Source organism: Prevotella jejuni, from assembly GCF_900187995.1.
Lineage (GTDB): Bacteria > Bacteroidota > Bacteroidia > Bacteroidales > Bacteroidaceae > Prevotella > Prevotella jejuni.
The window spans coordinates 1-14,846 of the sequence record NZ_FZNZ01000006.1 but is presented as its reverse complement, the minus strand read 5'-3'; the positions used below and the strand labels follow the sequence as shown (position 1 = coordinate 14,846).

The window sequence follows — 14,846 nt, the reverse complement described above, 5'->3', positions numbered from 1 at the left end:
AGATTAGAAGCCAATGTTCACTCCCAATGAGAAAGTGCGTGGTCGTGGATAACTGTTGAAGAAGTCAATACCAGGTGAGTTCAGTACGTTGTCTGGTACACTTACTTCTGGATCGATACCCTTATAACCTGTAATACAGAAGAGGTTCTCGCCTGTCACATAGAAACGTAGACGACTAAGACCCATCTTCTTCACTGCATTCATCGGAACAGAATAACCCAAAGTGATAGACTGAAGACGGAAGAAATCACCATTCTCTATGAAGTAATCAGAGAAAGTTGGATTATCTGTAATACCACTCTTCATGAAGTCGTCGAGGGTGTTCTGTGATGGGAAGCGTGTTGGATCATACATCACCATGCGGCTAACATTCAGTACTTTCTGTCCGAACATACCATAAGCAGCTACGCTTGCATCGAAGTCACGCCATGTTGCATTGAGTGAAAGACCAAGGTTCCACTTAGGCATTGCGGAGCCTAAATAGCCTTCCTTAACCTTTCCATTCTCGTCTTTCTCAAGCATATACTTGCCGTCGTCTGAGATTCCTGTGCAATGAGGACCCCAGAAGGCACCTGCTGGAAAGCCCTCTTTGATGACCTGTGCGTACGTGTTTGACATACCACGAACACTGTGCAATGGACCTGCTTGAAGTCCTACTGCCTGATATTGGTCGTTAGAAAGCTTCGTAATCTCCTGATGGTTGTAGGCAAGAGAGAGGTTAGCATCAAGTGTCCAATCCTTCGTACGGACTGCTTTATAACCCAAAGTAAGCTCAAATCCCTTGTTTACTAAGTCACCAACATTCGCCAACATCGTACCCACAAGGTATGGAGGTTGTGGCACTGGATAAGTCCAAAGGAGGTCGGAAGTCTTCTTATAGTAAAGTTCTAACGTACCATTCAATCTATTGTATAGAGAGAAATCAACACCAAGGTTCCACTGTGCTGTTGACTCCCATTTAAGGTTAGGATTAGGGTTTTGAATCTGTGTGTAGGAGTTCTTCCATGTTCCCGTAGTCCCATCGTAGTAGGCAGAACCTGCTGCAGAGAGGATAGAGAGCGACTTATATTCGCCAATACCATTCTGATTACCAGTCACACCGAAGCCTGCACGAAGCTTTAAGTTGTCGAGCCACTCTCGTGTTGAAGCCATGAAAGGCTCTTCAGAGATACGCCAAGCCAAAGAAAGAGAAGGGAATACGCCCCACTTATGGTGCTGACCGAAGCGAGAAGAACCATCATTACGCAGCGTAGCAGTAAGCATATAGCGGTCCATCAGGCTATAGTTCACACGACCAAAGAACGAAATGAGCTTTGATTCACCCTTATAAGAACCCACATCTCCCTGTCTGTGGTCTGTTCCTGCACCTAAGTTGTTATATCCGAAAGCATCAGAATCGAAGCCTGAGCGTGTTGAACTGAAGCCTTCATAGGTGTTATCGAGGTAAGAATAACCACCCATAAGATTCAAATGGTGGATGTCTACGAACTTTTTATCGTATGTTAAGTAAAGTTCTAACTGCTTATTTGTATAGTCATCATAGATTCTTTGACCCCATCCATGCTCACTCTGTCCTTCCATTCGAGCGTAAGTAGGCTTGTATAAGCCCGACTTAACAGAGTTAAATTCGTATGATGTATTCACCGTAGCAACCAATCCTTCGAGGAGAGAAAGCTCTGCCTTCAAGTAGCCTAAGAAGCGATGACGCTTGCGGTCTTCGGTTCTGTTGTTGTTTAACTCAACTGGATTCTCTGTGTTTGTACCATTAAATTGAGCATAGCTGCCGTCTTGATTATAGACAGGGAAGGTTGGTTGAAGGTTAGTCATACGTTCAAAGATACGGTTATCGACTGGATGCCAACTGTCAAAGTTGGTGTTGATGCCCTCATCCAAACGTAAACGACCATTCATTCCAGTCTGATAAGCAGAGAGAGAACCAGCAAGTCGGTTCATAGTATTGTTCTTTATGACTCCTTGATTGTTGTTATAAGTGAAGCTGGCACGGTATCCATGGTTCTTCTTTGACGATGAGAAGTTGATATTATGCCCATGAGAGATAGCCGTACGCATAAGTTCTTTCTGCCAGTCGGTGCTTGCTCCGAAGTCTAAAGCACTCATATTACCTGTTGAACGAACATAACTACGCCACTGATTTTCCGATAGTAAGTCGAGTGTTTTGGCTGCAGAAGCTAAGGCAACATAGCCATTATACTGAATAGTATTTACTTCTGTGTCTGAACCTTGACGATTGGTAGTGATGATGATAACACCATTTGCACCACGAGAACCATAGATAGCCGCAGCAGAGGCATCCTTGAGAATATCCATACTGACAATCTCTGAAGGTTGAACAGAGTTGATATCAACACCTGGAATACCATCTACAACAACCAACGGACCATTACTTGCCGACAAAGACGTACCACCACGAAGACGGATAGAAGCACCTGACTCAACAGCTCCAGAGCTTTGTACGATAGAAAGACCAGCCACCTTACCCTGCAACAACTGCTCAGTAGAGGTGATAACACCCTGTTTCATATCCTTTGAATTGACTGAGGCTATGGCACCCGTAAGGTCGCTCTTGCGCATCTTACCATATCCAACGCCCACGATAGTCACCTCATCAAGTGTCTTGGCATCCTCTTCCATCACGATTTTCAGGCCTTTTCCTGCTTGCACTTTACGACTTGTATAGCCCACATAAGTAACTTCAAGCATATCACCTGGCCTACACTGAATAGTGAAATTACCATCAATATCAGTGATAGCACCCACCTTACCGCCTACAACACTTACCGAAGCGCCAATAAGTGGCTCATGACCGCTATCAGATACCGTACCAGTAGCAGTGAAGTCCTGTGCTGATACCTGACTACAGAACATCATCAACGCAAAGAGGATGAGTCCCGATAGTTTATTTTTTATTGTTAGTTTCATAGATTTTAATGCTTTTATGGATTGAATAAGACGAGGAATCATTCTCTCCTCTTCCGTTATTAATCAGCCACAACGAGCGGTATTGTTGATGTGACAACCGTCTTATCGTGCTGATCCTTTACTGTTACCTTCAGCTCAGAAGCTTCCACACCCTGCAACTCCTTGTTCAAGTCGAGTGTTACCTCACGCTTATCACGCACGCCAGGCATAGTACCAGTAATCGTCTTTGTACCTGCCACGATAGTATATTTCAAGTCACCAGCCGTACGCTCATTGTATTCACGCGTCAACGTAAGGATATCCTTACTGCTTAGACGTGTTGGGAAATAAGAGAAAACAGGGTCTGGATAAGGAGTAGCCGTACCAGCCTTCTGCTTTTGGTCACCACTATTCACACCCCACTGATTAGCTCCTGCAGCATCCTTAATGACCTTTATGATAAGATAAGTCATATTTTCAAGCTGAAAAGCTGCCTTTTCATCGGGGTCAGCAAGGATGGTTGGCTTGTCTGCCTGACCTGCATCTTGTGGGTTATAAGCATAGTATTCACTTGGAACACCTACATTCCAAACGTACAAACCATTAGAAAGTTTCTTCAAACCTGTCTTTGCCAACACTGCAGGACGCCATACATCCAAAGTCTGTTGTACGGTCCAATCGTTCAAACCTGAGTGTGCAGCAAACTCAACGAAGTCGGCATCTTTTGCCAATTCTGTCAATGTCTTCTCACCTAACTTATAGACATCAGGATTGAAGACTACCGTCAAAGGCTCGTCTAAGGTGAACTTATCGGTGAAACCCTTATCTTTCTTGCCACTGAAGAAACGGATTCCATCACCCGATTTCTTAAACTCCTTGAATTCAGAACGGCTGTCAGGAGCTGCGAAAACACCCGACCACATACTACCATCCTTCGTCTTCAGACGCTGCCAAAAGCCTGGCCATGCATCATCTTCAAACTTAGACACATCACTGTTGAAGTATTGTGTCGGTACCATAGTCTTCTTGTAAATGTTATTACCGAGGTACTCCAGCTTCGCAAAGTCAGATGAATTACCACCATGACCAGCGTCTGGTTCAGTCGGTTGCCATGCCCATAGATAGAGGTCGACACCCTCTTGAAATCCTACATCGGTCATATCGTAGTAGAAAGTAACCTCTTCATCAGCCGTGAAGACAGCCGGAACTGTCCAGCACTTTGGTGCCTTCGGTAGTTCTACACCATCAGCAAACAATGCCAAGGGGAACAAGCACATCAATGCAAATAATATCTTCTTCATATTGATTCTGTTATTTTAGGTGAGACAGGAAGTTATGTCGAGTCGATGTAACTTAGTGCTTGGGCCTACAAAAGTCTATCTTTTGTAATAGCTGTCAGCTCAAAAGCACAAGAACAGATAACCTCCAATCTCCGTATTTACTTTACTGCCTGAGTCAGATTGTAAGTGTAGGAGACAAAAGGCTGCCCATTTGTCTTACGTGTCAAACGGTATTCCAACGTCTTCGTATTACCCGGTACGGCCGTTACAGTGAGTGCTGTCTCAGCCTTTCCATCGTTGAGAAGGAGTCGACTTGGCGTGTTGTCGCTCTTAGTGAAGTTATAGTCCATCTTCCATGTACCACTTGTTGGCAACAGCATCGGTGCACTTCCTTCCACCGTGAAGGTCGATGGGTTGCCAGCTTCATCTTGGTTTAGATTGATGACAAACGTGTCAAAGTCGAGCAAATCAGTCAATGTCTTTGTGCGAGCATTCGCTTCATCAGTCTGCATAACAGAGTTAACCACCCACTTACCACTAATCTTCTCGCTCAGTGTTATCGGTGCTGTGTAACTTCCGTCATCAACTGTAGAACATCCCGTGAACGCCATTGCCGTAGAAAAGAGTAGTCCAATAGCGAACAAATTACCTGTGATTGTTCTCATAGTGAATCTTGTTTTTAGTTATTGAATAGTTGTTTTATAATTTCATTCTCTATTGGCAAAGTTAGCTATCAAATTCCAATAAGTAAAGAAAACTACCAATTGTATAAACATAAAAGGGTGATGTGAAAATGCAAATGACTGAAAATCAGTTCTTATCTGTTGCCCTTTAATTATAATGATATAACTCTAATATTACAGTTTTCAGCCCTGTTTAGCATGTAATTGAGCCTTTTCAATCAAAAAAACAGTCGATTTTACGTCTTTCTGTTGACGTTGATATTCATCCCACAGCGGTCTACTACGGAATTATTTTCATGAAAAAAAATAATTATTTTCATGAAAAAAAATATTTCCACTCGTGAAAAAAAATATTTCTCTTCATGAAAAGAAATCGTTTGTGCACATTTTTGAATAGCTTATCAAGTGTCTATGACTATCGTGTTGAGCAATGAATAAGAATAAAAAGAAGGTCGAATGACGTATCAGATGAGGCTTGTTAGGAGTGAAGAGAAAGCCGAACAGTAGTGGAGAGGATAAAAAATATAGAGCCTATCTCACGACAGACTCCACACTCTTGAATTAACTTATAAAATGAGTTTAATTAATTCTATATTACTTAAATTACCCAAATAACAAATATATATACCAAATATTATAACGAAGTTCACACTCCTAAATAAACTAAACCTAATCCGTATTATTATTATATGAAGCTCTTCATTCCACTGAATAAGAAACCAAACAATCTGTTTCTATAGTCGAAAACGAAGCTGATAGACTTGTTTTCGGTTAGCGAAATTACTAAAAAATACATGGATGGCAAGCGGTTTAGATGATTGTCAATGACAAATATAAAGAAAACGAAGGGTAGATAATGTTGCTTAACATTATAAGGTGCTGATTTACAGAGATGTTTTGAAAAGTGTGTACACCCTATAATATAAGCTTGTTATTTGATGAGAATGAAGGTAAAAATCCTTGTTAAGTGTCTTTCTTACGTAAGATAATCTTTGTATTAAGTTCAATTAATATTCGTTTAATACGTTGATTATCAGTAGTATAGACTCTTCGTGATGCGTAAACACTTAGAATTGGCTTTTTTAACTTCATATTATAGTATGAAAACTCTATTTTTGTGATTGTAAAGTCTAACCTTAAGACCTTATTAAACAAGAACTAAATTAAGTGATATGATGAAGAAAAAGTTATTAATCGCACTGACACTTCTATTGTCTTATACAATGGTGTCAAAGGCATCAAAGGCCGACGAGTGGAAGATACCATCGGCTGATGCCAAAGGACGAGTGGGTGCTTTGATGCCTTACACACGTTACGACTCAGAGACTGCAGCACTGGGAGGAGGCGCAACATTGAAGACCTCGCCTACATGGGACCGTAAGAACATTGCTTCGCAGGCTTCCCGTCAGTCGTATGTTGACCTCCCAACGAATGGTGCTTACGCCGAATGGACAATGAGAGGAGACGCTAATGGCGTCACATTACGCTTTACTATGCCTGATTCTCCTGACGGGATGGGACTGAATGGTTCGTTGGATGTCTATGTAAATGATAAGAAGGTGCAGACAGTCAATCTGACGTCTTATTATATGTATCAGTACTTTGCTGGTGGTAATCCAGCTGATAAAAGTGACGGTGGAACAGCTTGTTTTGCCTTTGATGAGACCCACTTCCTTCTGAATAAGGCACTCCGAGCAGGTGATAGAATCCGTATCCAGAGTTCTGGTGCCAATGGTTATGACTATGGAGTAGACTTCATTGAGACCGAGGTTGTACCTGAAGAGATAGAATGTCCTGCTGGTGCGGTGAACGTAACAGACGCCAAATACCGCAAGTATGTCAAAGGGAATGATTATCTCAAGGCTTTTGAAGAAGCATTGAAAGATGCAGATGCAGGGTCAAAGATACTTTATATCCCTGCAGGAACCTTCGAATTGAGTAGCATCTGGTATATCTTTGCCTCCGACGTAACAATTACTGGCGCTGGTATGTGGTACACTAACCTTAAGTTTACGAACCCTAATCCATTCGGAGGAGGTATTTCGGGCGGTAATGGCTCACATGGTAGAGATGGCTATTGTAGTAATGTTGAAATCTGTAACCTATACCTTAACTCCAATCTAAGGAGTCGACACAACCAGCAAGCAGTGTATAAATGCTTCATGGATGTCTTCAAAGACGGTAGTGTTATCCATCATGTATGGGAAGACCACTTTGAGTGTGGCTTCTGGATAGGCGACTATAATGGTGCTGTGGACTATAGCAATGGACTGAAGATAGTAGACTGTCGTATCCGTAATAACTTTGCTGACGGAGTGAACTTCTGCCAAGGAACATCTAATGCAACGGTTTATAACTGTAGTGTTCGCAACAATGGCGATGACGGTTTGGCAATGTGGAACGATCATACGATGGGGGCGGTAGACGAAAAGAACAACATCTTCGCTTACAATACCATTGAACTTATCTGGCGTGCAGGCGGTATTGCCCTCTATGGCGGTGATGGTCATAAAATCTATAACAACTATCTTGCTGACATGTTCATGGCTTCAGGTATTCATCTGAATGATGTATTCTCTGGTCCAAAGTACACGAACACACAGAAGATTAGCTTTGACAACAACATACTCGTGCGTTGTGGTACCAACGATGACAGCTGGCATGAAGACTTAGCTGCCATTGATATCAAAGGTGGTGTACGCAATGTAGTCTTCAACAACACCAAGATCTATGATTCACCTTTCGATGCTATCCGTGTCATGTCAGGCCCATCAGGCATTGAATTTAAGAACACAGAGATTCTTGGTGCATCCCTTGCAGGACAGACAACAAAGTATTCTACATGGGAACACTCTACTGGTGCTATCCGTTTGGACGTTGATGGTGTGAAGTTTAGCAATGGTATTAAGATTGCAAACGTCGGCGAAGACAAGATTAAGAACAACCAGACATGGCCTGTATGGACAGATAATAACAAGGCACGTGCGGCAGCTATCGGTTATGAATACCTAAGTGACGCTACGTATAAAGTTCCTGATTTCCCAGAGGCAGACACCAGTCAGCAGGGAGGAATCGTCAATCCGTTAGAAGGAATCAAAGGGTATGACGTCGATCTACAGGGTTTACGATGGGAGAATACCGATGGTAGCACCTCACTGAAGGAGGGAGATGCTGTTACCTTTAAGTTTGCTCTTACGAACGTAAGTAATGTTGACATTCCTACAGGGGTCAATCTTGGCGTGAAGGTGACTGTCGATGGACAGGAGAGCTTCGTCACAACAAGTTATAAAAAAGGGTTGAAGGCAAAGCAGACTATTATCCTTACGACACAGACAGCATGGAAGGCAGTAGCCGGTGGACACGTGGTAAAGGCAGAAGCCGACTATCGTAACCGACTGACAGATGAGTTAACAAGAGACAACAACAATCGTGAGAAGAAATTTAATGTAGCTGAGAATGAGGACGATGGCGACTATACTCCTGTGACAGGAGGCTATGACCTCGTTGTAACAAAGGTTGCCTTCGACAAGAAAACCATTAACCCTGGTGATGAAGTACGCTTCACTGCGACGATTGTCAACGCTGGTGACAGAGACGTACCAGCAGGTACAAAGCTCGGTGTACAGTTCCAGATTGATGGTAACACGAGTGTTATCACATGGAACGATAAGCACTATGGCGGTCTGAAATCACATCAGAAGATAACGCTTTCAGCAACTGGTGGTACGAACGGAAAGAGCACTTGGACAGCTACAAACGGTGTTCATACCCTCACAGCATGGGTAAATGACACGCACGACTATAGAGACGAGGTGAATGGCAGCGATGATGCAAATAAGAAGAGTATTGAGTTGAAGATCCCATTGGGGGCTGTCAGATTCTTCTCAGCAAGTGAGGTCAGTTCGCCAGACGACTTGAATAACCTTAACCAAGCCAATGCTATTGACAGTGTGAAGGGTAGGACAGAGGCGGAAGGTGCCTACTATGACCTCCAAGGAAACAAGGTGGCCACAACAAAAGAGAACCTTAAGCCTGGGCTTTATATCCACAATGGAAAGAAGATCATCGTAAGGTAATAGCAGAACTAATCATGGGAAAGAGTAGGAAACACACTTTCCTATAAAAGATAAAAGTATCGGCCGTAAGAAAGTTACGGTCGATATTTTTTTGTAGTTATTAATAATTGTTTTATTTTTGCAGGTAGATTAGAAGGAAGGAAATCTTCTGATTGTCAATAAACAATACCTCGGATGAATACGCTTATGAAGTTATACCTGTCATTTCTATTCCTGCTTATTCCCTTGCTTTGCGTTGCAAACAATGGAGAATGGGAGAAGCGACTATACCAACTCGACCAAAGTTTAGAGAAAAAGAAGGTATATGAGCATGAAAAACTTGAGAATATCAAACGATTGAAACAACGTTTGAAAACGACTCCAAGGGCTGACAGATTTGATATTAACCGACAACTCTTCAACGAATATTCATCCTATCAATATGACTCGGCCTACGTCTATGCCAATCACCTGCTCGCTGAGGCTCACAGACTGCAAAACCCTAACTATGAAGTAGAGGCACGCTGCGACTTAGTCTTCTGTCTGTTGTCTGCAGGACTGTATTCTGAGGCCTTTAACGAACTACATTCTATCCACATCGACGGGACAAGCGCCAACGTAAGAAAGCTTTATTTCACAATGGCATCACGCCTCTATTATGACGTGTCAGACTATACCCGCACCGAACCTTACCAGAGTCAGTATGTGAAGCAGGCTGGTGTTTATACGGACTCTTTGCTTCATTATCTCCCTAAGGGGTCGGCTGAGCGACTCTATGCCATAGGAATGAGACAGATGAAGGAACGGAAGTATGAGGCATCACTCGATACTTTCAAGCAGTTCCTACAAGGAAGAAGAGTAGACCTGCACCATAAGGCGATTGTTACCTCTTGTATTGGATGGATTTATCTCTTCCTAAAAGAGGACGACCAAGCCATGGACTATCTTGCACAGGCTGCTATCTATGATAACGAAGGGGTTGTAAGAGAGACCACAGCGCTATGTACCTTGGCTAAACTACTTTATAGGGAAGGTGACATACAACATGCAACCGAGTATGTCAGAGAGTCGCTTTCGAATGCAAACTTCTATGGAGCACGACAACGAGTGATAGAGGTTAGTAGTGTGTTGCCCATCATCGAACAAGATAGATACAAGATAATGCAGGCGCAACGCAATGCTATAGCCATCGCAGCAGTCGTCTTCATCCTCTTTCTTATTGGTCTGTTGATGGCAGGATGGTTCATCCGTAAACAGATGATAAAGCTGAAGAAGGCGCAAGCAATTATCGCACGGCGTAACCAACAGTTAGAGGCTAAGAACGAACAGTTGGAGGAGGTGAATAAAATCAAAGATGAATACATTGGTAGGTCGTTCTATATTAATTCGGAATACATCAATAAAGTGGAGAAGCTCTACCGTTCTATCGATCGTAAGATATCGATGAAACGATTTGATGACCTACGTTCCTCGTTGAAAGAAAGTGAATTAGGAGAAGAGAGGAAATCAATGTTTATTGATTTTGATGAGACTTTCTTAAAACTCTTCCCACAATTCATAGAGAACTACAACAAACTCTTTGACGAACCCGACCAAAGACCTGTTGAGAAGAGACAGCTCACGACAGAGATGCGTATCTTTGCCCTTATCCGATTAGGTATTACTGATTCTGAACGTATTGCATCGTTCTTAAACTATTCTGTACATACCATTAACACTTATAAGACACGTGTTAAGAACCGCTCAAACGTTGATAATGATAAGTTTGAACGTTATATAATGGAGATTAATTAGGGGTACTCTTTATGTGTGATGAGGCCCCGAATGTGCGTTAGTGTTCGTAAACTCCAATCGTGCTAAGGCTTTTCATTAATTGAGCTAAGGCTTTTCAACAATCGTGTTAAGGCTCTTCTTTAAGCAAGTTAAGGCTTCTCATCAATTGTGTTAAGGCTTTGTGGTAAACGTATTGGAAGTAAGATGTTGTATAGGCTTGTATGCCATCGAATGAAGGCCATCAAGGGAAAGAAAACAAACAAGCGTTTATAGGTGATGATAAGTAAATGACCACGGAATAATAGTAGTCTACTTATAACCAGCTATAAACGCTTGTTCTTAATTGTGTTAAAACAGTATTTTAGGCATCAAAGGCCTCTTTTTCAGCCGCAGCAATGATAGCCTCGCGGTCAATATCCTTTGAATGAGAAATGTCTGAGAGGTCGAAAGTATCGGTGTTATCCCCTTCTTTCGTCTTCTCCGAAGCCTCCGTCTGCTCTACCTTCTTCTCATCAGCAGCCGATGACTTCTCATCAAACACCTCTGTATGGAAAGGATTCTCGTGTTTCTTGACATCCACTTCAGAACCTACGATAAAGTTCATGTCCTGAGAAGTCTCTGGAACATTGAGGACAGGTTCCTCTTCCATCTTTGTACGGTTGGCCTTTGCTACAAATATCTCGTCTATGAACTGAGGTTCCCGACGAAGTCGTTGTAGGGTGAGCTTGGACGCCTCTTGCTGACTCTCCTTCTTAGAATAACCATGACCTTCCCCACATGGGATGCCCTCCATAACCACTTGAAAATGGAAAGTAGGACTGCCCTGTTTGTCTTTCTGGTTTTCAATCAGCTTGAACTCCATCTTAACCTTGTTCTTCTGGCTCCATTCGATGAGCTTAGACTTGAAGTTTACCTCCTTATAAGCTACCTTATCAATATTGATAAGCTTACCAAGAACTTGCTGTTTCATAAACTTCATGCAAGCATTATAGCCATGGTCAAGATAGAGTGCACCAACAAGTGCTTCGAAAGCATTACCACCAAGATAACTGTTATGCGAAGATGTGTGGCCGTTAGAGAGTATCAACTGACCGATTCCCATCTCCTTTGCCAGACGATTCAGCGTATCGCGTTGTACTAATTTAGAACGGGTGTTCGTTAAGAAACCTTCGCGCTTCCCAGGGAAATGCTCGTAAACAATGTCACCAACAATGGCGTCCAATATTGCATCACCAAGGAACTCAAGCCGTTCATTGTTTACTGGCTTGCCCTTCTCGTTACGACGCGCTACGCTCTTGTGTAAGAGAGCTGTCTTATAATAACTGATATCGTGGGGGATAATGCCGATGATGTGGTACAAAGACAAATAAAGCTCCTTCTCCTTACGGAAAGGGAGCTTTATTCTATCGATAATCTTATTCAGCATACTTCTTGAATATGACACAAGCATTGTGGCCACCAAAACCGAAGGTGTTGCTGAGCGCAGCACGTACCTCACGCTTCTGAGCCTTGTTGAACGTAAAGTTCAAGTTATAATCCAATTCTGGATCCTTGTCATCATCTTCATGGTTGATGGTAGGAGGAATGATGTCATCCTTAACAGCCATTACGCAAGCTAAAGCCTCTACAGCACCAGCTGCACCAAGAAGGTGACCTGTCATACTCTTTGTAGAAGAGATATTCAACTTGTAAGCAGCCTCACCAAACAAATCCTTGATGGCCTTTGCCTCTGAAATATCACCTACAGGAGTTGATGTACCGTGAACGTTGATATAGTCAATGTCCTCTGGCTTCATACCAGCATCTGCAAGTGCTGCCTTCATAACGAGCTTAGCACCAAGACCCTCTGGGTGAGAAGCTGTGATATGATGGGCGTCAGCTGACTCGCCTTCACCAACCATCTCTGCGTAAATCTTAGCTCCACGAGCCTTTGCATGCTCTAACTCTTCAAGGATAAGACAGCCAGCACCCTCACCCATTACGAAACCGTCGCGGCTTGCTGAGAATGGACGTGATGCGTGCTGTGGATCATCATTGCGTGTTGAAAGGGCGTGCATAGCATTGAAACCACCTACACCGCAAGCGCATATAGCTGCCTCGGCACCACCACTAACAATGATGTCAGCCTTACCAAGACGAATCTGGTTGAATGCTGCAGCCAAAGCGTTGGTTGAAGAAGCACAAGCTGAGGTTGTAGTGTAGTTTGGACCGTGGAAGCCAAACTGAATACTAATCTGGCCTGAAGCAATGTCAGCAATCATCTTAGGGATGAAGAATGGATTGAACTTAGGACCATTCTCAGGATGCTGTGCATAATAAGTCACCTCATCTTCGAAGGTCTTGATACCACCAATACCTACACCATAGATAACACCTACACGGTTCTTATCAATCTTCTCCATGTCAAAGTTGGCATCCTTAACACCCTGAATGGCACTAACCATTGCTAACTGAGTGTAACGATCAAGCTTACGAGCCTCCTTACAATCAATATAATCATTGATGTTAAGGTCTTTTACCTCGCAAGCAAACTTTGTCTTGAATAAGCTTGTATCGAAATATGTAATAGGAGCAGCACCACTCTTGCCTGCAAGCATATTCTTCCAAGTCTCCTCAGGAGTGTTACCCAATGGAGTAACAGCACCAAGACCTGTTACAACTACTCTTTTTAATTCCATGTGTGAAATATAAAATAAAAAAGTAAAGTAAAAAAAAGCCAAGCAAAGGAATAGACGCTTTGCTTGGTTCTTTTATCTTGAGTAAACCTTACTTAGCGTTCTCCTCGATGTAAGAGATAGCGTCGCCTACTGTAGAGATCTTCTCAGCCTTATCGTCTGGAATAGAAATACCGAACTCCTTCTCGAACTCCATGATGAGCTCTACTGTATCCAAAGAATCAGCACCGAGGTCGTTTGTGAAGCTTGCCTCTGGTTTTACCTCAGCCTCGTCAACACCAAGTTTCTCTACGATAATAGCCTTTACTTTTGATTCAATTTCTGACATAATTGTAAGTTTTAAATTGTTTAATATTGATTTCCAAATTCAAAATGCGCTTGCAAAGGAACTGTTTTTTTTCCATGTATGCAAGTTTTTTGATTAAAAAAGCACTCTCTATTGCACAAATCATATATCTTTGTGCATGTTTTTATACGTTTTATCACATTATAATGCGGTAAATCAAACAATTATATAGTATTATTCTAAACTTTATTTATGCCTCAGATTATAGTTGAATTAGTTTTATAAACTGCTATACCTTATTATTATAGAGACAAAATTAAGGGCTTCAGACTTTTGGAGTGATAATGATCAGCCTAAACTTTAGGTCTCTGACGAAATGTCACACAGAGAAATGGAGAGTACGGAGGGATATCAAAACAAAGCACTGGTAGGCAAGGAGGCACCATCAGTGTGTGGAGCAATGGAGATTGTTTGTCAATTCTATGGTACTTCCGTTAAATGCGTAGATTGGAAATAGAATAAAGGCTAATGCACTTGCAAGGTATGCCTGTCCAAAATCACATGGTCTTACATCGGAAGATAAACTACAAGATAAGATGCTGAAAAGGCAAATTGATACTGTGTCTGTTCATTAGCATGTCTTTCTGCCTATACATACAAATTATTACCATAACATCGGTGTCTGTAAATATTTTTACGCAGTTCAAAACTGACACATACTCTTCTGGCTTCTAAAAGACGCCTGATTACCGTGCAATAGATGCTCTTTTAGCGTGTTACTAACGCCCTTTTGAAGTCCAATTAAGCACCTTTTAAGAATGACTTGATAACCAGTTGATTCGTGAATTCAACAAGCAAGTGCAAATTTACTTAATTAGTTCGTAAAAGCAGTCCTGTGGTGTTTTAAAATCTAATTTCTTTCTTGGTCTCATGTTAATTTTCTTTGAATACTTAGTTATTTGTTGCTGGCTGATATGCTCAAAGGTTTCTTTTTTTGGCACGTATTGCCTAATTAGTCCGTTAGCATTTTCTATAGCGCCTTTCTGCCATGAAGCGTATGGGTCAGCAAAATATATGGTAACACCAAGGCTTTTGGCTATCATTTCATGACAAGCGAATTCTGTACCATTGTCAGTTGTAATAGACTTGATATGCTCTTTGAATGGAGACAGTAA

At 42.1% G+C, this 14,846-nt stretch carries 10 protein-coding genes; 3 read left to right on the top strand and 7 right to left on the bottom strand.

Going from position 1 to position 14,846, the window contains the following annotated elements; genetic code table 11:
- Positions 1-3: 3 nt before the first annotated feature.
- The 3 genes from CHB62_RS03045 to CHB62_RS03035 all read right to left on the bottom strand — a co-directional run bounded on the left by CHB62_RS03045 (position 4) and on the right by CHB62_RS03035 (position 4,864).
- On the bottom strand, positions 4-2,940 hold the full coding sequence (locus CHB62_RS03045; protein ID WP_089365653.1) for a SusC/RagA family TonB-linked outer membrane protein: 2,937 nt from the start codon (positions 2,938-2,940) through the stop codon (positions 4-6).
- Between the two features lie 59 nt (positions 2,941-2,999).
- Positions 3,000-4,220 (bottom strand): hypothetical protein, encoded by a 1,221-nt coding sequence (locus CHB62_RS03040; RefSeq protein WP_089365652.1) that lies wholly within the window; start codon positions 4,218-4,220, stop codon positions 3,000-3,002.
- Between the two features lie 137 nt (positions 4,221-4,357).
- Complete coding sequence (locus tag CHB62_RS03035) at positions 4,358-4,864, bottom strand: DUF5004 domain-containing protein (protein WP_009012441.1); 507 nt, start codon at positions 4,862-4,864, stop codon at positions 4,358-4,360.
- Between the two features lie 1,190 nt (positions 4,865-6,054).
- Between CHB62_RS03035 and CHB62_RS03030 the strand changes: the two genes are divergently transcribed.
- Positions 6,055-8,958 (top strand): right-handed parallel beta-helix repeat-containing protein, encoded by a 2,904-nt coding sequence (locus CHB62_RS03030; RefSeq protein ID WP_089365651.1) that lies wholly within the window; start codon positions 6,055-6,057, stop codon positions 8,956-8,958.
- A gap of 174 nt (positions 8,959-9,132) precedes the next feature.
- Entirely contained in the window at positions 9,133-10,731 is a 1,599-nt protein-coding gene (susR, locus tag CHB62_RS03025; RefSeq protein WP_089365650.1) for a SusR family glycan utilization regulator, read from the top strand.
- 340 nt (positions 10,732-11,071) lie between these two features.
- Here susR and rnc read toward each other — a convergent pair whose 3' ends face one another.
- From rnc to CHB62_RS03010, 3 genes are all read right to left on the bottom strand, one after another.
- A complete protein-coding gene (gene rnc / locus CHB62_RS03020; RefSeq protein ID WP_089365649.1) occupies positions 11,072-12,136 on the bottom strand; it encodes a ribonuclease III in 1,065 nt (354 codons plus the stop codon).
- Positions 12,126-13,388, bottom strand: coding sequence for a beta-ketoacyl-ACP synthase II (gene fabF / locus CHB62_RS03015; protein ID WP_089365714.1), 1,263 nt, complete (start codon positions 13,386-13,388; stop codon positions 12,126-12,128). Before fabF ends, rnc begins: the two co-directional genes overlap by 11 nt.
- A gap of 88 nt (positions 13,389-13,476) precedes the next feature.
- Entirely contained in the window at positions 13,477-13,713 is a 237-nt protein-coding gene (locus CHB62_RS03010) for an acyl carrier protein (protein WP_004358972.1), read from the bottom strand.
- A 334-nt stretch (positions 13,714-14,047) separates the two neighbouring features.
- Here CHB62_RS03010 and CHB62_RS14810 point away from each other — a divergent pair, with 334 nt between their 5' ends.
- Positions 14,048-14,188 (top strand): hypothetical protein, encoded by a 141-nt coding sequence (locus CHB62_RS14810; RefSeq protein WP_167386050.1) that lies wholly within the window; start codon positions 14,048-14,050, stop codon positions 14,186-14,188.
- Between the two features lie 349 nt (positions 14,189-14,537).
- On the opposite strand, the gene CHB62_RS03005 is transcribed toward CHB62_RS14810, so the two are convergent.
- On the bottom strand, positions 14,538-14,846 hold a 309-nt coding region (locus tag CHB62_RS03005; RefSeq protein ID WP_141240394.1), incomplete at its 5' end, for an IS30 family transposase.